Source organism: Acinetobacter sp. YH12255 (assembly GCF_013417355.1).
In the GTDB taxonomy this organism is placed as follows: Bacteria; Pseudomonadota; Gammaproteobacteria; order Pseudomonadales; family Moraxellaceae; genus Acinetobacter; species Acinetobacter pseudolwoffii.
On sequence record NZ_VPEC01000014.1, the window covers coordinates 39,002 to 60,212 of the forward strand.

15 protein-coding genes are annotated in these 21,211 nt (G+C 43.3%); 4 read left to right on the plus strand and 11 right to left on the minus strand.

What is annotated here, in order from left to right; translation table 11 throughout:
• Positions 1–555: 555 nt before the first annotated feature.
• The 4 genes from FTV30_RS07915 to nirB form a co-directional block, all read right to left on the minus strand.
• Entirely contained in the window at positions 556–2,286 is a 1,731-nt protein-coding gene (locus FTV30_RS07915; RefSeq protein WP_074382765.1) for a bifunctional protein-serine/threonine kinase/phosphatase, read from the minus strand.
• 65 nt (positions 2,287–2,351) lie between these two features.
• Positions 2,352–3,161, minus strand: coding sequence for a formate/nitrite transporter family protein (locus FTV30_RS07920; protein ID WP_005170868.1), 810 nt, complete (start codon positions 3,159–3,161; stop codon positions 2,352–2,354).
• A gap of 305 nt (positions 3,162–3,466) precedes the next feature.
• The gene (gene nirD / locus FTV30_RS07925) at positions 3,467–5,077 is read right to left on the minus strand and encodes a nitrite reductase small subunit NirD (RefSeq protein WP_180001377.1); all 1,611 of its coding nucleotides are present in this window, start codon (positions 5,075–5,077) and stop codon (positions 3,467–3,469) included.
• Positions 5,078–5,101: 24 nt separating this feature from the next.
• Positions 5,102–7,648 carry a nitrite reductase large subunit NirB gene (gene nirB / locus FTV30_RS07930; protein WP_218950564.1) on the minus strand — a complete coding sequence of 849 codons (2,547 nt, stop codon included), beginning with the start codon at positions 7,646–7,648 and terminating at the stop codon, positions 5,102–5,104.
• 503 nt (positions 7,649–8,151) lie between these two features.
• Here nirB and FTV30_RS07935 point away from each other — a divergent pair.
• Positions 8,152–8,730: an ANTAR domain-containing response regulator gene (locus FTV30_RS07935; RefSeq protein ID WP_180001378.1), complete on the plus strand. Its 579-nt coding sequence runs from the start codon at positions 8,152–8,154 to the stop codon at positions 8,728–8,730.
• A gap of 10 nt (positions 8,731–8,740) precedes the next feature.
• On the plus strand, positions 8,741–9,742 hold the full coding sequence (locus tag FTV30_RS07940) for an ABC transporter substrate-binding protein (protein WP_180001379.1): 1,002 nt from the start codon (positions 8,741–8,743) through the stop codon (positions 9,740–9,742).
• On the opposite strand, the gene FTV30_RS07945 is transcribed toward FTV30_RS07940, so the two are convergent.
• Complete coding sequence (locus tag FTV30_RS07945; RefSeq protein WP_005096940.1) at positions 9,731–10,624, minus strand: LysR family transcriptional regulator; 894 nt, start codon at positions 10,622–10,624, stop codon at positions 9,731–9,733. The genes FTV30_RS07940 and FTV30_RS07945 overlap by 12 nt on opposite strands.
• 282 nt (positions 10,625–10,906) lie before the next feature.
• Between FTV30_RS07945 and FTV30_RS07950 the strand changes: the two genes are divergently transcribed.
• On the plus strand, positions 10,907–11,617 hold the full coding sequence (locus FTV30_RS07950) for an HAD family phosphatase (protein ID WP_180001380.1): 711 nt from the start codon (positions 10,907–10,909) through the stop codon (positions 11,615–11,617).
• Between the two features lie 65 nt (positions 11,618–11,682).
• Here FTV30_RS07950 and FTV30_RS07955 read toward each other — a convergent pair whose 3' ends face one another.
• The 4 genes from FTV30_RS07955 to FTV30_RS07975 form a co-directional block, all read right to left on the minus strand.
• A complete protein-coding gene (locus FTV30_RS07955; protein ID WP_180001391.1) occupies positions 11,683–11,994 on the minus strand; it encodes a hypothetical protein in 312 nt (103 codons plus the stop codon).
• A 297-nt stretch (positions 11,995–12,291) separates the two neighbouring features.
• Positions 12,292–13,458 (minus strand): acyl-CoA desaturase, encoded by a 1,167-nt coding sequence (locus FTV30_RS07960; RefSeq protein WP_180001381.1) that lies wholly within the window; start codon positions 13,456–13,458, stop codon positions 12,292–12,294.
• Between the two features lie 31 nt (positions 13,459–13,489).
• A complete protein-coding gene (locus FTV30_RS16105) occupies positions 13,490–14,512 on the minus strand; it encodes a flavin reductase family protein (RefSeq protein WP_218950565.1) in 1,023 nt (340 codons plus the stop codon).
• Positions 14,513–14,809: 297 nt separating this feature from the next.
• On the minus strand, positions 14,810–16,447 hold the full coding sequence (locus FTV30_RS07975; protein WP_180001382.1) for a long-chain-fatty-acid--CoA ligase: 1,638 nt from the start codon (positions 16,445–16,447) through the stop codon (positions 14,810–14,812).
• Between the two features lie 471 nt (positions 16,448–16,918).
• Here FTV30_RS07975 and FTV30_RS07980 point away from each other — a divergent pair, with 471 nt between their 5' ends.
• Positions 16,919–18,325 carry a PLP-dependent aminotransferase family protein gene (locus tag FTV30_RS07980; protein ID WP_180001383.1) on the plus strand — a complete coding sequence of 469 codons (1,407 nt, stop codon included), beginning with the start codon at positions 16,919–16,921 and terminating at the stop codon, positions 18,323–18,325.
• 62 nt (positions 18,326–18,387) lie between these two features.
• Here FTV30_RS07980 and FTV30_RS07985 read toward each other — a convergent pair whose 3' ends face one another.
• Positions 18,388–19,728 (minus strand): DcaP family trimeric outer membrane transporter, encoded by a 1,341-nt coding sequence (locus FTV30_RS07985; RefSeq protein WP_180001384.1) that lies wholly within the window; start codon positions 19,726–19,728, stop codon positions 18,388–18,390.
• Between the two features lie 108 nt (positions 19,729–19,836).
• The gene (locus FTV30_RS07990) at positions 19,837–21,210 is read right to left on the minus strand and encodes an aromatic acid/H+ symport family MFS transporter (protein WP_180001385.1); all 1,374 of its coding nucleotides are present in this window, start codon (positions 21,208–21,210) and stop codon (positions 19,837–19,839) included.
• Between the last annotated feature and the right edge of the window lies 1 nt (position 21,211).

Here is a 21,211-nt window from a genome sequence, read left to right on the forward strand (position 1 = left end):
TATATTTTTTGATGTAATTTTGGTATTTTTTGATTATACAACTTGCAAGATAGCCACCACATCCTCACAAGTTCCAAGAACTTAATAATTAAGTATTTGATATTAAATAATATGCTATTTAATTCTGCACACATGTATTTCCAGTTGGCATAATGTAATACTGCGTTAAATTCATAGTGGACTAAACCAGTTACTTCATATTCAAAGCTCACTGAAATTGAGTAGCATATCGATTTGAATTAGCTCATAGCATCGTCTTGGATTGAGCCCACAGTCGTTTATATATTTTGAGAAAATTACTGAGCACTGGATCTTGGATCTGGGCTAAAGGATAAATTTTGGATCAGACTCAACCTGACTCATATTCAAAAATTATTCACTCATTGAGCAGAAAAAGGGTGAAAACAGCGTGAACATAAAGTGATGCAAACAGCAACTGTTTCATTAAAACCTGCACATAGAATAAGCAGATATTTGGACTGAATAATATGCCAAACATTTCCGAACTTGTTGCTAACAATCCAAAAAATATAATTCAAATCCTGTTAAAGAGCTTTATTTCATAAAATATAAGGAAAAGACCAAGAGCAATAAGATAAACAGAATCGCGGTGCAGCATTTCCAGAATGTCAGGGGATGACGCTCAATCACAGGACGTGAAACAGATTTTTTTAATTCAAGATCAGGCTGTTTCAAGTCATACATAAATGCTGAAAGTGCCTCATAACGTTGCTCTGGACGAATTGACAGTGCTTTTTTAAAAATCGCATCCAAACCCTTGGGCAAATCCGGACGATATTCAGACAGTGAATGATAGCGTACCTTTTTTAATTTTTTTTCGGTCTTGCAGCGCGCCAGCTCTGTCCCATAAGGCAATTGCCGGGTCAATAAATAATAGCTCATCACTGCCAGTGAAAACTGATCTGATTTTACCGAGGGTGAGCGCCCTATAAAATACTCTGGTGCCATAAATGCCAACGTTCCCAAAGGCACATCTGCATGTTTAGGATTCAGTTCGACCAGCCCTCTAACTGCCGTCGATCCATAATCAATCAGTTTTACTTTCAAAGCATCAATCGGTTCAAGCAGCATGACATTTTCTGGCCGTACATCCTGATGCAGCATTTCAAGTCGATGCATGGCATTCAGTGCTTTGGCCACCTGTTCAATAATCGGAATCAGTTGTTTTAAACTTAAAGCAGTTTTTTGACGATGTAGCCATCGGTTTAAGCTTTCCCCTTGCAAGTATTCATAACTTTGAAATAAAAACTTTTTACTGCCTGTATGCGGATAGTAGTGCATCAGGTTTTCATGTTTTAAACGCTTGGATACCCAGTCTTCCAGCTGGAATTGTTCCACTGCTTTCAGGTCATCCTGCAAATCGACAGACAAGGTTTTAATGACCAGCTGAGCTTGTGTGGCTGCATCCTGCGCCAAATAAAGGCTACTGCGATGATTTTGGTGCAGGATTTTATGAATGCGATAACCTTCAAACAAATCACCATGACTGAGTTGCTGTGGAAATAAAATATTTTCCTGAATCTGAAAGCTTTTCTCTTGAGCTAATGCATCAATTCGGATGATTTGAATGGTGAGATTGTCATCGCTACCGCGCTTTAAGGCCAGTTCGACGATAGATTGGGCAATAGTATCCAGATTTTGTTTTTGCTGCAGCATATCCGAGATCTGCTGTATATCGATAAATTCATAGACACCATCGGTCATCAAGAGAAACAAATCATCTTCACATAATTCAAGTTGTTGATAATCGACTTCAATCCGATGATCTACACCTAAAGCACGACTTAAATAATGCTCGGTTGAAGATAAACGAACCCGATGATCAATGGTCAGCTGTTCAATGCTTTGGGCTTGAATGCGATAAACACGGCCATCACCTGCATGAAAAATATGTGCCCTGTTTTGTTTCAAAATCAGTGCACTCAAGGTGCAGACATAACCATGATCTTTATCAAAACGTCCCTGACTCTGTTGGGTTTGCGCATACAGCCAAGAGTTGGTCGCACGAATCACCCGAGCAGCTGAAGTTTGGGTACTCCATGCATCCGAAGTTGAATAATAATCGGATAAAAAACTACTGACCGCCGTTTCTGCCGCAATATGGCTGACATTGCTGCTGCTAATCCCGTCTGCAATGGCACAGGCAATACCTTTGCTGCTCAGCGCATGGCCTTCAGGAATATAAATGCCATAAAAATCCTGATTTTGTGCTTTGATTCCGGCGGAAGAATATTGTCCGATACTGATTTTTAATTTTTTATTCATTGTAGACACTCGAAAAGGGATCGAATCGATCCCTTCAATTTCAAGACATAAATATCATGCTCAAATTAAAATTCTTTTTTATCACCTGTACGGACATGCGTGGTATACAGCGCCAGACCAGTTAAAGCTAAACCACCAACCAAGTTACCCAGCACTACCGGTAATTCATTCCACAAGAAATAGTCTGTAATCGAGAAATCACCGCCCATCATCATGGCAAATGGGAACAGGAACATATTCACGACAGAATGCTCAAATCCCATGGCAAAGAACAGCATGATCGGCATCCACATGGCAATGAATTTTCCACTTACAGTTGTTGACATCATGGCGCCAATCACACCAAGTGACACCATCCAGTTACACAGCATGCCGCGTATAAAGATGGTCATCCAGCCAGCAAAGCCATATTCGGCATAACCCAAAGTCCGGTCTTCACCAATATGAGCAATTTTTACGCCGACTTCGTTTGGTTCAGCTGCGAAACCCATGGTATAGACCGCCGCCATCAAGATTGCGACGGTTAAACATCCAATAAAATTGCCTAAAAACACCAGCCCCCAGTTTTTTAAAATACGCGCCCATGTCACCCCTGGACGTTTGTCTAGCCAGGCCAAAGGAGTCAATACAAATACCCCGGTCAGCAGGTCATAGCCCAATAGATATAACATGCAAAACCCGACTGGAAATAACAGTGCACCGATCAGTGGCACCCCTGTCTGTACAGCAATCGTCACCGCAAATACTGCTGCCAGTGCCAGAATCGCACCGGCCATAAATGCACGAATTACAACATCACGTGTGGCCATATGCAGTTTTGCTTCACCAGCATCGACTACTTTTTTTGCAAACTCTGCAGGAGCAAGATAAGCCATAGTTTTATCCCCTTTATATAAAAATTTCTTGCCTGTTATTAAATAAAAAGACGCCTAAGGTCTATTTCAACCCTAGGCGTCTTTGCCTTGCATTATTTAAGCAGATCAATCGTGTCATGGCGCCGTTGCCATATTTACTAAATAGATCAGCAAATAACGTGCCATATTTTTAAATGTAATTGGCTTTGTTGCACCAACCTACAATTGAAGGCTTATCCAGCAATATAATTTCTGAATGAGCAAGCCTAAAATTTAATCCTCCCCAACCCTCCTTTGCTAAAGAAGGGCTGGAGAGCTTTATCCGATTAGCCTACTTTCCTTAATGCAAAATCCCGACCAAAAAGCAGCTTGCTGCGGATATTACTAATTGGTGTCTGATCTGCAATCAGTTCGGCATACCATGCCCCATCTTCAGTATCGCCAAACAACACCGCACCGATGACTTTGTCCTGTTGAATGATGATCCGTTTATAAATCTGACGCTTCTCATCATTCAGCACGATATCTTCGAAATCATTAGTCGGTTCAAAATTACCTGCCGAGAATACGTCACATCCGCTGACCTTAAGCTGGGTCGGAACAGTCGGTGCCTTAAAGGTCAGTCGGCCATGTTCAGCCAGATGTGTCGCACAGATAAAGGCCTGTCCCCATAATGGCTCAACCAGTCCAAAGGTCTGGCCACGATGCTCAATACATTCACCCACCGCATAAATACTCGGGTCATAGGTCTGCATGGTGTCATTCACCAGCACCCCACGATTACAGCGCAAGCCAGCCTGTTCAGCCAGAGTTTTATTTGGACGAATCCCGACGGCAAAAACTACCAAATCGGCATCCAGCATTGTCCCGTCTTTTAAGCGCAGTTGAGTCACGTGACCATCACTACCGAGCAGCTCTTCGGTGTTGGCTTTGGTGATAATCCTAATACCTTTTTCTTCAATTGATTTCTTCAGCATTTGACTGGCTTTCATGTCCAGCTGACGATCCATAATACGGTCTATCAGATGTAGCACCGTTACATTCATCCCTCGCTGTTTCAAGCCATATGCGGCTTCCAGTCCTAACAGACCACCGCCAATGACGACGGCATTTTGCTTGGTTTTGCAGTAATCCAGCATGCGGTTAACATCCTGAATATCCCGGAAGCTCATCACGCCTTCAAGTTCAGCACCTGGAATTGGCGGTATAAAGGGTTTGGAACCAGTGGCGAGGATCAGACGATCATAAGCAACCATTTCGCCTTTTCCGGTATGCACCTGTTTGCGTGAGCGGTCGATAGAGAGTGCTGCATCTCCGCCAATAAAACGGATACCTTTTTCAGTATACCAGTCGACTGAATGCAACATAATTTCGGCAAAACTTTTCTCACCAGATAATACCGGTGACAACATGATGCGGTTGTAATTGCCCCATGGCTCTTCCCCAATCACGGTAATGTCATAACGATCTGGCGCCATATCCAGCAAGTCTTCCAGACAGCGCATACCCGCCAGCCCATTCCCGACCAATACCAGTTTTAAACGCTCTGTGTTTTGACCATTACTGGAAATATAGGTCTTTTGTGCAGTTGGGCTGATAAAGACTGTGCCATTTTCAATTCGGGTTGGAAATACCAGTAATTTCTGATCTTGCTCTTCCAGACAACGGCCGGTCACCAGACTGAAATGCTGCTTGTAAATTGGGGATGCGACTACACGCTCACCTTGCAGATCCCCCAGAATGCCACGTGCCATGACATTGGCCAGACTAAACGGATCCTGATTGCTGAGTGCATAAACCCGCTGTTCCTGACCCACGCGAAAAATTGCAATCTGCTGATCTTCAATCAAGGCCGCCACACCGGTATTCGGAGTGATCTCATCCAGATTGCAGACTTCGTACCAGTTCAGTTCGTTCATGTCTTTTAAAATTGTCATTTTCATTCTCCCTGACTGTGGTATTTAGGCTTCAACCACTGGAATACGGTTGAGATCACGTTCAGCTTCTGTCTTTGGACGAATCTGGCCACGTACAGGCGCAAACTGAATATGCGGGTCATTCTGCTCGGCTACTTTGGCATTAATAAAAGTCTTAAAGCGTTTGCGCACTTCAGGATCTTCAATCGCAGTGCGCCATTCATCCTGATAAGTGCCAATCACATGCTGCATACGGCTTTCCAGTTCAGCGGCAATGCCGAGCGAATCATGCACAATGACATCTTTCAGATAGTCCAGCCCACCTTCCATATTGTCACGCCACACACTGGTGCGCTGCAGACGGTCTGCTGTCTGGATATAGAACATAAAGAAGCGGTCGATATATTTGATGAGTGTGGAAGTATCCAGATCCGAGGCGAGCAGTTCAGCATGGCGCGGTTTCATACCGCCATTGCCGCATACATATAGATTCCAGCCTTTTTCGGTGGCAATGACACCGACATCCTTGCTCTGTGCTTCTGCACATTCACGGGTACAGCCAGATACTGCCATTTTAGTTTTATGTGGTGAACGCAGGCCTTTATAACGATTCTCAAGGAAAATCGCCAAGCCGACAGAGTCATCGACCCCAAAACGACACCAGGTACTGCCCACGCAAGATTTCACCGTACGTAAGGATTTGCCGTAGGCATGTCCAGACTCGAAACCGGCATTGATCAGTTTTTCCCAGATTTCAGGCAGTTGATGTACCTGCGCACCGAACATGTCAATTCGTTGTCCGCCTGTGATTTTGGTATATAGGCCATAGTCTTTGGCGATCTGACCGATGGTAATCAGGCCATCCGGGGTGATTTCGCCGCCTGCCACACGTGGCACAATCGAATAGGAACCATCTTTCTGAATATTGCCGAGGTAGTAGTCGTTGCTATCCTGCAAACCGGCATGACTTGGTTTCAGAACAAAATCATTCCAGCAGGATGCCAGAATATTGGCTACAGTCGGTTTGCAAATATCACAACCCATGCCGTGCCCATGTTGCTGGATCAGGTCAGAGAAAGTCTTGATTTCATGCACGCGTACCAGGTGATACAGTTCCTGACGCGAATAGGCGAAGTGCTCGCACAGGTGATTATTGACTGTAACCCCCTGACGCTGTAATTCAGATTTGAGAACCTGCGTTACCAGTGGTGCACAGCCACCGCACGCCGTTGCAGCCTGTGTGCATTTTTTCAGTGCACCCAATGAAGTTGCACCGCCATCAATGGCTGAACAGATATCAGCTTTGGAAACGTTATTACATGAACAGATGGTCGCACTGTCAGGCAATAAATCGATGCCACTACCACCTGATTTGGAAGTTGCCTGATCAAAACCCGGCATGATCAGGCTTTCCGGTTGCTCCGGTACCGCCAGACCATTCAGCATCATTTGTAAAAGATCGCTATATTCTTTGGCACAGCCCACCAGCACCGCGCCCAGCAGCTTGGTCTTATCTACTGACACCACGATTTTTTTATAAACCTGCGCGGCTTCATCAGCATAGAAATAACTCAAGGCACCAGGTGACATGGCATGTGCGTCACCAATAGAAGCAACATCCACTCCCATCAGTTTGAGCTTGGTGCTCATGTCGGCACCAGCGAATGTATGGCTCTCTTGGTCCAGTACATGTTTTGCCGCGATACGCGCCATGTCATAGCCCGGTGCAACCAGACCATAAATTTTATTGTCCCAAAGTGCACATTCACCAATGGCATAAATGTCCGGATGTGAGGTCTGGCAATAATCATTAATGATGATGCCGCCACGCTCACCAATCAGCAGGCCGCTCTGGCGCGCCAGTTCATCACGCGGACGAATACCGGCCGAGAACAGGATGATATCGGTTTCAAGTACCGAACCATCTCCGAACTTCATTACATGCTGAGCGTTGTAACCATCTTCAATAGATGAGGTTGCTTTTTGGGTATGCACCTTGACACCAAGGTCTTCAATTCTAGAGCGCAGTACCCGGCCGCCCAGATCATCAATCTGCACCGCCATCAAGCGCGGAGCAAATTCTACGACATGGGTTTCCAGATTCAGATCTCGCAAAGCCTTCGCTGCTTCCAGACCCAGCAGACCACCGCCAATTACCACACCGGTTTTGGCATTCAGGCTGGCTGCGCGAATGGCATCCAGATCTTCAATGGTACGATAAACAAAGCAATTCTGACGGTCATTGCCCGGGATTGGCGGTACAAAGGCATAAGAGCCGGTAGCAAGAATCAACTTGTCAAAATTCAGCACATCACCCTGGCTGGTGGTGACGGTTTTATTGAGCTGATCAATTTCAACTGCTTTGGTATTAAGACGCAAATCAATGCCATAGGCATCGGCAAAATCACTACGGCATAGGCTCAGATCCTTGACCGACTTGCCGCTGAAATATTCAGTCAAATGTACCCGGTCATAAGCTAAATGTGGCTCTTCTGCCAAAATGGTCAGCTCAATGTCATCACCGGCCTGTTCCAGTACAGATTCGATGAATTTATGCCCCACCATGCCATGCCCAATCATGAGAATTTTCATATCTGCACTCCAACTATTGTTTTTTTAAAGATGATAAAAAGCCGCATATCACGTCTAGGCATTGATATGTCTGCTGATTGAATATGTTGTAAATACCGCAACCCAGCGCTTTGTAATGCTGGAGGAAGGGTTGAAACGCTTGTGCGTTTTGTATTGCTGAACAACTGACCATGTCATTTATCCTGTGCTGAACGAAATACCAATCACACTCCTTGAAAGTGCAATTACGATCAGAACGGACATCGTTGGCCGTTGTTAGTATTGAAAGTCATCTTTGACGATTTAATAAATGCAGAAATCGTGCCAACTTTTCCAACAAGAAAACGCCTTATTCCAGGCAGATGATGTACCTAAATGCTTCATTTTGATGAGCTATCAGCTGGAATCCCTAAAGCTGTGCACTAAATTGAACAGAAAAATAGAATTTTATGCACCAATTTAATGGCATGTTTTTTGCTTTATTCCTGCTTGAATATTCCTTAGGCCTTACTTGAAAATATTCCATGTCCAAATTACGAATTGCTCTTATTGATGATGATCTGGAGCGCGCCCAATTCATCCAAGAATCCTTACTTTCACATGATTTTCAGGTGGTGGCCTGTTTAATCCTGAATGACCTGAATATGGTACATGTTAAGGGTATTCATGCAGATGTGATCCTGCTGAATATGGATCATCCGCATCGGGATATTATTGAAAGCTGTGTCAGCCAATATGAACTTCCGACCGTGCTGTTTACCCAGAACTCCAACAAAGACACCATCAAAAGTGCGATTGATGCCGGAATCACGGCCTATATTGTCGATGGTATTGATCCCACCAAATTAGAAAGCATTCTGGAAATTTCAATTGAACAGTTCCGCAAGCATAAAAAGCTGCTGAACGATTTAAAAGAAACCCAAGACAAGCTGATTGACCGTAAAGATATCGATAAAGCCAAAGCATTGCTGATCCAGCTGCATGCATTATCTGAAGAACAGGCCTTTGCCTTATTACGTAAAAATGCCATGAGTCACCGGATTACCATTGGTGAAATGGCCAGACGCCTGCTCGATGCACAGAAGCTGTTATTGGGCCAATAAGGAAAAGCATATGTCCACATTAGAAAAAACTGAACTCAATATTGGCTATATTCCTTTGCTTGATTGTGTGGCCATTCTCTGGGCCGAAAAACAGGGTTATTTTGCCGAACAGGGATTAACCATCAACTTAATCCGGGAGGCCTCCTGGTCCAGTTTAAGAGACCGTCTGGCCTATGGCTTTCTGGACGCTGCGCATTGTTTGTCCGCCATGCTACCTGCTGCTGCTCTGGGTACAGACCAGTTACAGGTGGCTTTGCAAACCCCGTTGGTGCTGAGTATCAATCAGGCTTATATCAGCCTGCGTCAAGATCTATGTTATGAATTGGGAATCCATGCAGAAGATGATGAAAAAAGCAGTTCTCAGAAACTGGTGCAGGCCTTGCAACAACAGCAGAAAATGAATCTGGCCTATGTCTATAAGCACTCAATTCATCATTATTGTATAAAAGAATGGTTAGCCCTGACAGATGTCAATATTGCCCACAAGATTCAGCTCATGACCTCACCACCAGCTTCGATGGTAAAAGGAATCTCGGAACAGGTCTTTGATGGCTTTTGTGTGGGAGAACCCTGGAATATTCAGGCCAAGCTTGAAGGCTATAGTTTAATTGTCGCTGCAAGCCAGAATGTCATTCCTAAAGTTGCCGACAAGGTTCTGGCCATGACTCAGGAATGGGCAGAATTACATCCATGCACGGTGAAGGCTTTGGTCAATGCTGTCCAGAAAGCCCAAACGGATTTAAAACAGCGTGCTGATCTGTCCCAAGTTTGGGACATGCTGGTTGATTATCAGATTATCCAGTTTGAATGCTCTGCACAGCGTCATGTCTGTGACTATCATAAAATTCAAAACATCATCCGCAATCTTGTTGGTGCAAGTGCGAAACCGCAGCTTGCCGATTTTATCTGGTTAATCGAGCAGATTGAAAAATGGGATGGTGTCGAAATCTCTGAGATAGAGAAAAAGCAGATTGCAGCACAATGCATGTATGCTGAAATGCTATTTGCTTAAGATTTCATGCAACATATTGCGTAGCCATTGATGACTGGTTTTATGATGACAGGACATATGCCAATACTGCTTTACAGAATAGGTCGGGAAAGCAATCGGTGCCCCAAAAATCTTGAGATTGCCACGTGATAACAGGACTTCACTCAAATAATAAGGCACGGTCGCAATCGCATCGGTTTCCTGTACCACCAGTCCCACGCCTAAATAGCTGGGCAGACGCATTAGAATGTCGCGCTTGAGTTCCAGATTCAGCAATTCATTTTCAATATGGTAATGCCCCATCCCGGCATCAATATCGATATGGGTTTCACGTAAATACTCTTCGGTCGTGATGCTGTCACCCGTTAGTCGCGGATGGTCTTTCGCTGCGATCACCACATAATACTGTTCAAACAGTTTCTGCTGATAAAAGCCATTCTCCAGATTTGGCAAGAAGCCCAAAGCCAGATCAATCTCGCCATTGGCCATCTGATAACTGGTTTCCGAGGTAATCGGACGCACATTCAGGCGGATATGTGATGCATGCTGCTTGAGATACTGTGAAATTTTTGGCAATAACACCAGATGCGATACATCGGTCATCGCCAGTGTAAAACGTTGCTGTGAAGTGACCTGATCAAAATTGATGGTGAAATTATTAATCGCTTCAACTTTACTGAGTGCTTCACTGACCAAGGGAAACAACTGCTTAGATAAATCTGTCGGCAGCATTTCATTGCCAATACGTAAAAATAAAGGATCACCATAATGCTGGCGAATTTTATTCAGCAGATTGCTCACCGCTGGCTGGCTCATGTCTAAATGATCAGCTGCCTGAGATACGTTTTTAAATTTATAGACATAATAAAAAATACTGAGCAATTTACAGTCAAGTTCAAACACAGAAACACATTTCCTTTAACTTTCTAATAATTTTGACGAAGATATCATCGACATCATTTTATCAATTGCCAATGTTCAAATATAACACTTTGCAACGATTTCTAGGATCAGTCAATTTCCATGTGGTGTTAAAAATTACTTTTCTCTGATGTGGAGCCTCGTTACAAGTAGTTCTGTTGTAAATATGCACTTCTGTTTTTCCTTGGTCAACTTAAACACGCAAGCTTCATGCTATATACTCAAGCCCACAGAATTAACGATGCAAATTAAGAGAAATATCTTATGTTCCAAGGCAAAAAGTTGGTGTGTTTTGATTTGGATGGCACCTTGATTGATTCCGTGGGAGTCTGGAATCAGGTCGATGCTGCGCTGATTCAGGAGTTGGCAAATATTGAAGTCGACTTAAGTCAGATCCAGCAACAGCGCGATCTTCAGCTCAAAAAATTTAAACATCGGCCGGATCCCTATCTGGAATATTGTGCTTATTTAAAAGCGCTTTATGGATTTGCGCCGAATAAAGAAGAAGTAAAAAACCGCCGTTATGCAATTTCACGGCATTTTCTCGATCATGTGGTCGAGCTAAAACCACATGCTGAACGGTTCATTCAAGCCCTGAAACAACAAGGGATTCAGATCGCCCTGACCACAACCACCAGTTTGTTCAATGTGCAGCGTTATCAGGACAATAATCAAAACATTAACAAAAAAATCAGCTTTAATGATGACTTTGCCCTGCTCTTGACCCGTGAAAATGTGCAGAACATCAAGCCGCATCCTGAAGTCTATTTCAATGCCCTTCAGCATTTTCAGGTGCAAGCCGCAGATTGCCTGATTATTGAGGATTCATTAATTGGCGTTGAAGCGGCCAACAATGCAGGAATCGATGTGATTGCAGTTTATGATCAATACTCTGTTCATGAAATAGATTTGATCAAGGCCAAAGTAAATTATTTCGCAGAAGATTTTGCTGAGTTATTAAGTTTAGCCCAATAAAAAAATGCCATGAATATTGTGTTTCATGACATTTTTCTGCAGATCTCTGACCTGAGAAGAAAACGTTATTTGGCTTTCTCATAGACTGAGCCTGAACCGACCAGATTTCCTGTTTTTTCATCGATTGCAAAATCAACCATACCTGCACCTGCATTTAACTGAAGTAAGCCATTTTTGCTCACTGCTGCCGGCATCGGATTTTTCTCTTCGGTTTTACCAGTTTCTTTGTCTTTTATGGTGTTGGTAATGAAGTAATTTTCACCATTTTTCGAAATGACCAATACATTTTCAAGTTTTGGATTTTCCAGCGTATTTTTCCAGTTTCCTTGATAATCTGGAGCTGGTGCTTCTGTGAGGTTACAAGCAGTTAAAAGCAGTAATAATGAGATGCCTGAAAAAAAATTGAAGATATTTCAAAACTGAGACCTTGATTGTGACAACGCGGCCATTATAGGGACAACCCTCTAGAGCTTAAGCAGGTTGTTGTAGGCAAAGCGTTTCAGCAGTACCGTATCTGTTTTTCTTTGGTGATTTTTTTGAAATATCTCTCCATACTTCATTCATAAAAATGGATGATTCAATTTCTACTAAAACGACAAAAAGCAAAAAAGGCCTCAATAGACCATGTAAATCTATTGAGGCGTAGCAAACGGGTGAATACCACACATTAAAAATTAGGGCATGATTTTGGATTTAAAGTAGCTCAATGCAGATTTAGCAGAGTGGGTTTTTTCAATAATCTGTGCAGTCCAGTGATTCGGCAATGAACATTTGGCCAGACGCACCCAAACAGTAGAAAACTGTTTTATAAAGCTCGCTTCATTATAATGAATGCCATATTCAGCACACAGCGCTTTTACTTTCGGCGCCACCTGCGCATAGCGATTGGCTGGCATGTCCGGAAATAGATGATGTTCAATCTGATGGCTCAAATTACCACTCAAAATATGCAGCCAGTCCGTCCCGGTAAAATTACTCGAACCACGAACCTGGCGTAAATACCACTCAGCACGGGTTTCATTGTCGGTATTGTCCATCTCAAAAGTTTCAGCATCTTCCGTAAAATGACCATTAAAAATCACTGCAGACGCCCACAGACTACGAATTACATTGGCTACGGCATTTCCGGCAAACACAGGAATGGCATTCGGGCCAGCAATCACTGGAAAAAATACATAATCTTTTAACACCTGACGGCGCATTTTTTGACGCAGTGGAGCCGCTTCTTTCCAAACTTCTTTCCAGGTTTTGGTTTTATAGGCAATCACATCTTCCAGATGCAAGCGTTGCAGGCCGACATACCATTCAAAAAACACCATTAACTGCATGCCCAGTGGAATATTCAACAGGAAACGTGGTTCCCATTTTTGGGATTCACTGACCCGAATCAGGCCATAACCGACATCATGATCCATCCCGACAATATTGGTATAGGTATGATGAATATAGTTATGGGTATATTTCCAGTCATCTCCTGTGGAAATCGTATCCCAGTCATAGGTGGTTCCGTTCAGGGTCGGATCATTCATCCAGTCGAACTGACCGTGCATGACATTATGTCCCAGCTCCATATTTTCCACAATTTTGGAGATGCCAAGCAGCCCTGTCCCTGCCAGCCAAACCGGTGGCAACCAGCCAGAAAACATCAACATGCCTCGGGATGCAATTTCGCTATAACGGACAAAATTACGGATTTTATAAATATAATTGGCGTCTTTTTCACCCAGATCGTCCATGACCTCGCGGCGGATCGCATCGACTTTAGCACCAAACTCCTCAATCTGTTCAGGACTGAGAAATTGCGACTTACTGTGTCGTTTAAAATCAATTTGCATATTCATGGGAGCACCTTTTTATTCGTTTAATACTGGCTTATAAATTAATAACGACTGGACTCATCGCCTGGGAAATACAAAGTTTAATCTGGGTGTTATTGCCATGATCAACCTCACCGGTCAGGACATTACGCACCGAGCCACTGACTTTGGTACAGGAACAGGTATTACAGATTCCCATCCGGCAACCATGAGCAGGACGCAGGCCTGAATTTTCAGCGCTTTCCAGCAAGTTGGACTGAGCCTGAAACACTTGCTGCGATCTTAAAAACTGTACTGGCTGCGCCTTAATTTTTTCATCGACCACAATCTGGAAATATTCCGAATGAAAATTGGATTTCAAATCCAGTTTTTCTACAATTCTAAGTGCAGCCTTCATCATCCCAGCAGAGCCACAGGCATATATTTTTCGTTCTGCAACATCTGGCACCAGTTTTTGCAATAATCTTTGATTCAGATGCTGTTGCTGTTCCCGTGTATTAAAATGATGATATTTCAAGTTTGGATGCATTAAAGCCAGGGTTTTCAATTCAGCATGAAAGGCATCATCGCGAGTAAAATAAATCAGGTCGATCTGTTCCAGGGACTGGATCACTGCTTTTTGCAGCAAGGAATATATTGCAGTAATACCACTGCCGGATGCCAGAAATAAAGTGGGCTGGCTAGAGTTTTGCAGTATAAAGTCACCTTGCGGCTGCGAAATTTCAATGACAGCCCCGATTTGCATCTGGCTTAAGGCACGTGACACTTTGCCCTGCTGTTTAACCGCAATGATCAGATCACCATTTTTCAATACAGTGACCACAGAATAATGTCGCTGATGACGTACGCCATCGAGTCTAACAGTCACTGCAATATTCTGGCCGGCCTGAAATGACTTGGCTTTAAAATTATGATTTGGACGTAAGTGAATCTTGAAAAAGTCAGGGCTGATGGCTTGAATACCCATAACGGCAGCCTTAACTTTTTTGATTGCCCTGGTTGGATGGATTTTTTCACCAATAAAATCAATGAAATCTTCCCGAATCCAATGCGGCTGATAGGTTGGCATGCTTGTCATTTTTATCCCCTTATCCGCAGACAGTTCCATTAATGTACAACTGTCTAATTATTATATTGCTCAGGATAAAGAATTCTCACATTCAGACCATGTCAATACAGGTCAAATTATGTTCCTAAGCCATATAATATGACTTTTTGTCGGACAATATTGTCTAAAAGTAGCGATCAAGGCGATATGGATTGAGAAAAAGCATTTTTAAACCGACAACGCTGCTTAGCCTATACATAAAAAACTGACCTCTCATAGAGATCAGTTTTTTGACTTCATGTTGGGATTTTCAGCTTAAATGATGCGTTAACCTGCCACCTGTTCCAAAAGAATAGCACCATATAATTCACGCAAATCTTTTTTCAGCATCTTTCCAGTTCCACTTAGTGGAATTGAGTCTACAAAAACCACTCTGTCTGGAACCTGCCATTTAGCGACTTTATCAGCATAATAATCGAGCAGCTCTGTCTCACTCAGCTGACTGTCCGATTTTTTAATCGCAATCAATACCGGACGTTCATCCCACTTTGGATGCTGGGCGGCAATCACCGCCGCCATCGCAATTTCCGGATGGCCCATAGCAATATTTTCCAGATCCACCGATGAAATCCATTCGCCGCCAGACTTGATTAAATCTTTGGAACGGTCACTGAGTTTTACAAAACCATCTTGATTCAGCGTGCCAATATCCCCTGTATCTAACCAACCATCCTCAGTCAATGGAGATTCTTGCTTACCGAAATACTTATTAATAACCCAGTGCCCTTTCACCTGTAAACTTCCGATAGTTTCACCATCTCGTTCAATTTCATGCGTACATTTTTCTACATCAGTTAAACGTACACTAACCCCAAATGGCGGTCGGCCTTGAGACAGACGAATCTGCTGTTTTTCTTCATCTGATAGCTGTAAATGTTTGGCTTTGAGCTGATTGGCAGTAGCCACTGGACCTGTTTCCGTCATGCCCCAAGCATGAATTGTTTCACAGTTAAACTGCTCTTTGAAAGTTCGTAACATTGCCGGTGGACAGGCCGATCCTCCGATTACATTACGTTTCAGACTTTCCAGCTTGGAACCTGACTGGTTTGCTGCGGCAATCAAACCCTGCCAGATGGTTGGCACGCCAAGCGCCACTGAAACTTTATAAGTATCAATCAGATTCACCAGACTAACACCATCAAGACCTGGCCCCGGCAGTACCAGCGTACATCCCACCATGGCCGCCGCGTATGGCGTGCCCCATGCATTCACATGGAACATCGGCACCACTGGCAACATAATATCGGCAGCCGAGACATTTAGTGAGTCCGGTAAAATGATGGCATAGCTATGTAATACAGTAGAGCGATGACTATATAGCACGCCTTTAGGGTTGCCCGTGGTTCCTGATGTATAGCACAGTGAACTGGCTGAGTTTTCATCAATGATTGGCCATTCAAATTCTGTGTGTTGACTGGCAATCAGATCATCATAAAATTGTACTTCTGGAATGGCTTCAGTGACGCTCGGATCGGCAGCATCCAGACAGATAAAATGCTCGACAGAGGTCAGCAGTGATTTCACTGCTTTAATTAAAGGAACAAATGTCTTATCGAATAGCACCACACGGTCTGCGGCATCATTCATAATAAAAATCAGCTGTTCAGGAAACAAGCGCGGATTAATGGTATGACAGACCAGACCGCTGCCAGAAATAGCATACCAGGACTCTAAATGGCGATGATTATTCCAGGCAATGGTGGCAACCCGATCTCCCTTTTCCAAGCCGAGTTGTTGCAATACCTTGGCAAAACGTTTCGAGTTTTGATGAATTTCGCCCCAGTTGGTCACCTTAATGCTGGTGTCGGTATTTTTGGAAATTACCTCGGTATCGGCATGATAGCGTCCTGCATGTTCAATCATGCTGCTGATCAGTAAAGGCTGAAACATCATATTTCCGAGCATTGTCCACTCCTTTGTGCTTGTTATTGGTCCGTGTATTCGTATCGTTGTTATCTAGACATGATGGAGCGGTCTAAGACCGTGACATAGTTTTTATCATCATGTGGACTGAATTTAGCAAGTAAATCTGAATTTGTAAGTATCGAATTGTGACAAATTAAGAGAAGTGACTCAGGCGTATAAAAATTAGAATACGATTGATGGAGAGGTAGAGAATTTCCCTAGAAAGGTTGAGGCCTGATATTCAGTTTAATGATCATGTATTGAGTTCATGTCGACCCGATTAATACAACCATCCCATTTGAATAGAAATATTTACTTGGATACTGATCTTAGAAGAACAGTACAGCAGATCGATAGAACGCCAGCTTGAAAATAGACTGACAACCACATTAAACTTAATTTGTTATATTGAGCATCTTGAAATATGCTATAAATCAAAATAATTAGAACAGTCTTAGTTCAAGCAAGTGTATGTATAAGTCTGAAAAACTGGCGCAGAATATCCGTCAGATGATTGAAAACGGCGTATGGAGGGTACATGAAAAATTACCTTCACTCCGCGAACAGACCCAATTGTCTGGCTATAGCCTGATGACGGTACTCAATGCTTATCAGGAACTTGAAGCGCAAGGTCTGGTTTATGCCAGAGATAAATCCGGCTATTACGTTGCAGAGCGTTCTACAGATCTGGTCAACAGCAAACAACCAATCCAGATTAGTTTAAGCCCAAAAGTTCAAATCAACTCTGTGGTATTTAATTATTTAAAATCGATCCAAGCTGCAGAAATTGTGCCTTTTGGTTCCGCATTTCCCAATGCAGAGCTGTTATATAACGCCAAATTTATGCAGATTCTGGCGCAGCAGGCCAAAAGAAAAAGCAGTTATAACAACCAGAATCATATGCCGCCTGGCAATCAGGATTTACGCCAACTGATTGCCAATCGTTACCAGTTGCAAGGCATTGCTTGCCATGCAGATGACATTGTCATTACATCCGGTGCACTAGAAGCACTGAATCTGTCTTTACAGGCATTGACCCAACCCGGTGATTTTATCCTGCTGCAACAAACCATATTTTATGGGGCCTGGCAGGCAGCCGAGCGTTTGGGGCTACAGGTGATTACTATCCCTGAGCATCCGCAATTCGGTTTTGATCTGGCATCATTTGAACAGGCTTTGAAACAGTATCCGATCAAGGTGTGCTGGCTAATGCTGAACGCGCATAATCCGATTGGCTTTACTGTTAGTTCGGAAATTAAACAGAGAATTGCTGAACTTTTGTATGAATATCAGGTCTATTTAATCGAAGATGATGTTTATCAGGAGTTGAATTATGGTTCATCCAAACCGCTACCGGTTAAATATTTTGACCAGCATCAGATGGTGCTGCACTGTGCTTCATTTTCCAAAACACTAGGCATGGGCGCACGCGTCGGTTGGGTCTATGCCGGTCCATTTTCCGATGCCATTCAGCATTTGCAGCTCATGAGCACTTTGACGGTCAGTCCCTTACTCCAGAACACGCTGGTAGAATTTATTTCGCATCATCATTATGAAAAACATTTGCGCCATTTAAGGCAGCATCTGGAAAAATATAAAAAGAAATTTTATCAGGAACTTAAAGCACGTTTGGGAAGCATCTGTGAAATTTACTATTATTCTAGTGGTTATTTTCTCTGGATTGAATTGCCGAAACAACTGGATGCCCAGGCGCTCTATGAACAGTTGCTGCTGCAGCATATTTCAATTGCCCCTGCACTGCTGTTTAAACCGGATCATGCCAGTCAGCATTATATGCGCCTGAATTGTTCTTTTGAATGGACCACCGAGATAGAAAATGCAGTGAATCTTTTAGCAGATACCATTCAGCAGAAATAGAAAAGCGTGAATGAGTTCATCCACGCTTTTTTTAGGTCAAGATACCCGAATTTACAAGCATCTTAGAAATTGTAAATGGCCACTGCATTGATCCGGTTGTCTTCACCTTTACGGCTGCTAATCGCTTCTTCTTTGTCATTAAGAACTGGGCCATAGGCTGTACGTTCACCATAGACATATTCTAGACCGAAGCTAAGTGGTTTACGTGGGCTATAGAATATATTGGCCCATGCCTGCCAAAAATCTTTATTCGCAGCACTCTTGTTACTTAAAGCATTAATGTAATCTTGATCATCATCAAACTTCATATAGCCATAGCCCAAAGTACCACGCAATTTGTCATTAAACTGCTGGGTTAAACCTACCGTAATCGAGTCAAATTCGCTTTGTATCAGATTACCATCTTTAACTAGTACGCCTGGGTTTGCAAATGATACAAAGCTATTATCACCTTTCACATGATAGTAGTCGGCTTTTATAGTAGTACCTGGTACAACTTCATATTTTGTACCAACACCTACCCCCCATGCCATTTCTTCATCAGTATCTATACGTTTTTCGTGCCCCATTGCACGAACACTTACGTTTAAATTATCTGCAAATTGATGGTTTAAACGTGCAGTTAAAGCTGGAAAACGCTGATTAATCGCTTTATCACTGACTAATTTATCTTTTGGATCTTCCGCAGCAACAACTAAATTAGTTTGTGGGCTAAACTTAGTTGTGTAACGCACTTGTGGTGTACGTTTTACTGCGCCACCTACATAAGCCAAAGCATCCACTGTTTCTGGCATATAATCCGGTACAGCAAAGTTTGACCAGGTTTGACCAATTAACCAGTTGGCATAGCTGATATAAGCATGGCGGATACGTAAATTATCAAAGCTTGCACCGCCCAGAAAGTCTACTTCAACTTTACCACTCAGGGCTTTGTCCCCAGCGCCGACAGGTGCTTTGAAGTCCATTCCTAAGCGGGTAGCAGAAAGTGTTGATCTTAAACGATCACTATTTTCATTATTTCCTTCTAATGCCACAGCATTAATATGGTTGTATGGCAAATCTCGACTGGTTCCCTCTACCTGATAAGAGGCATCGGCACGAATATTTCCATAAAGATTAAATTCGGCACCACTGGCAATTTTCATGACAGGTTTGCTAGCTGGAGCAGGTGTTGCTGCAACATGTGCAGTGACCACAGCCGTCTGTCTTTGCTGTTGCTCAACCAGTGCGCGTAGAGCCTGAACTTCTTGGCGCAGTTGTTCAATTTCCTGCTGACTGCTTTGCGTGGTTTGTGCTTGAACCGATAAGCTCATGCTCCCCATACTGATTGCAATCATGCTCATCAAAAGCGTGTGTTTTCGTGTTGGCTTATTGATTGTTGTGGTGAATAGTGTCGTGTTCATCCTAAACTCGCTTTTTATTGTTCGACTAGATTCTAGCAACAGATCACCACCCGTTACGATGGCGATCTATATCATTGACGATATTATATTGATTAATTGAAGTTTAACTTATTGGGTCGCGTTCTCAGCCACAGGATTTGGCTTCATGCTAGATCTTGCAAGGGCTTGCGCATCTACTGAGGTCTTTAAGTTGACCAGGAAAATCGCAAGTGCAGCAATCACACCAGGAATCGCAATAGCAAAGAAGTTCATTTGATGCGGTAAATTCATGGTTAATAAAGCACCAGTCAATACCGGACCAACAATCGCACCAATACGTCCAATACCTGATGCCCAGCCCATGCCTGTAGAACGTACAGTCGATGGATAATATTGTGCAACAAAGGTATAGAGTAGAATTTGCGAGCCAATTGTTGCAGCACCCGCCACAGCAATCAGGGTGTATAGGACGAATTGCGGACTGTTAAAGCCAAGCAGAATCAGGGCCAGCGCACCACATAAGAACATGATGGTCAGTACTTTCTTGATATGGAAGCGATCTGCCAGATATCCACCACCGATTGCACCGATCATGCCACCAATATTTAAGGCAAACAGGAAGATCATGCTGGCACCAAGCGAGTAACCGGCCTGAATCATCAGTTTTGGCAACCAGCTGCCCAATGCGTATACCATTAACAGGCACATAAAGAACGCTAGCCAGAACATGAACGTACTGAAACTGCGGCCCTGTTGGAAAAGTGCTTTTAATGGCGCTTCATCACCTTTCTGCACTTCATTCAGTACAAATTGAGTATCATGGGTAATGACCTGTTCCGGAGATATTTTTTGAATAATATCGTGCGCTTGGGAGGTCTGATTTTTGTTGGTCAGGTACATCAGTGATTCTGGCAAGTATTTCCAGATAACTGGCAAAAGCAACAGTGGAATACCGGCTAACAGGAACATGATTTTCCAGCCAAATTGTGGCACCAGCCATGCACCTAAGAGTGCCGACGTCATTCCACCAATCGCATAACCACTAAACATTAAAGCCACTAGGGTACTACGGATACGTTTAGGCGCATATTCGGTCATCAGTGCGACCACGTTTGGCATCACCCCGCCAATACCTAAGCCCGCCAAGAAACGTAAAATCCCAAATTCAACCGGAGAGGTCGCAAACGCCCCAATAAAAGTGAATCCGCTAAAAATAGCCACGCACATCATAATGGTTTTTTTACGACCTAACTTATCGGACAAGGTTCCAAAAGTCATGGCACCAAACATCATGCCAAAAAGTGCGGTACTGGCCAACAGACCTGCTTGTACTGCACTTAAGCCCCATTCTTGCATCAACAGAGGCAATGCGACGCCATAGATCACCAAGTCATAACCATCAAAAATAATGATCAGCAGACACCAGATTAGGACGCCCCAATGAAAGGGAGTGAATTTAGCTTCATCAATCAGCGTATTTATATTCACCTTATTTGTAGACATC

Bases quoted from the DNA above. Each gene is read 5' to 3' on its own strand.
- FTV30_RS07960 (WP_180001381.1), bottom strand. From the start codon at position 13,458: ATGAATATGCAAATTGATTTTAAACGACACAGTAAGTCGCAATTTCTC.
- FTV30_RS07950 (WP_180001380.1), top strand. From the start codon at position 10,907: ATGTTCCAAGGCAAAAAGTTGGTGTGTTTTGATTTGGATGGCACCTTG.
- FTV30_RS16105 (WP_218950565.1), bottom strand. From the start codon at position 14,512: ATGACAAGCATGCCAACCTATCAGCCGCATTGGATTCGGGAAGATTTC.
- FTV30_RS07915 (WP_074382765.1), bottom strand. From the start codon at position 2,286: ATGAATAAAAAATTAAAAATCAGTATCGGACAATATTCTTCCGCCGGA.
- FTV30_RS07980 (WP_180001383.1), top strand. From the start codon at position 16,919: ATGTATAAGTCTGAAAAACTGGCGCAGAATATCCGTCAGATGATTGAA.
- nirB (WP_218950564.1), bottom strand. From the start codon at position 7,648: ATGAAAATTCTCATGATTGGGCATGGCATGGTGGGGCATAAATTCATC.
- FTV30_RS07985 (WP_180001384.1), bottom strand. From the start codon at position 19,728: ATGAACACGACACTATTCACCACAACAATCAATAAGCCAACACGAAAA.
- FTV30_RS07920 (WP_005170868.1), bottom strand. From the start codon at position 3,161: ATGGCTTATCTTGCTCCTGCAGAGTTTGCAAAAAAAGTAGTCGATGCT.
- FTV30_RS07975 (WP_180001382.1), bottom strand. From the start codon at position 16,447: ATGCTCGGAAATATGATGTTTCAGCCTTTACTGATCAGCAGCATGATT.
- FTV30_RS07940 (WP_180001379.1), top strand. From the start codon at position 8,741: ATGTCCACATTAGAAAAAACTGAACTCAATATTGGCTATATTCCTTTG.
- nirD (WP_180001377.1), bottom strand. From the start codon at position 5,077: ATGACAATTTTAAAAGACATGAACGAACTGAACTGGTACGAAGTCTGC.
- FTV30_RS07935 (WP_180001378.1), top strand. From the start codon at position 8,152: ATGTCCAAATTACGAATTGCTCTTATTGATGATGATCTGGAGCGCGCC.
- FTV30_RS07990 (WP_180001385.1), bottom strand. From the start codon at position 21,210: ATGTCTACAAATAAGGTGAATATAAATACGCTGATTGATGAAGCTAAA.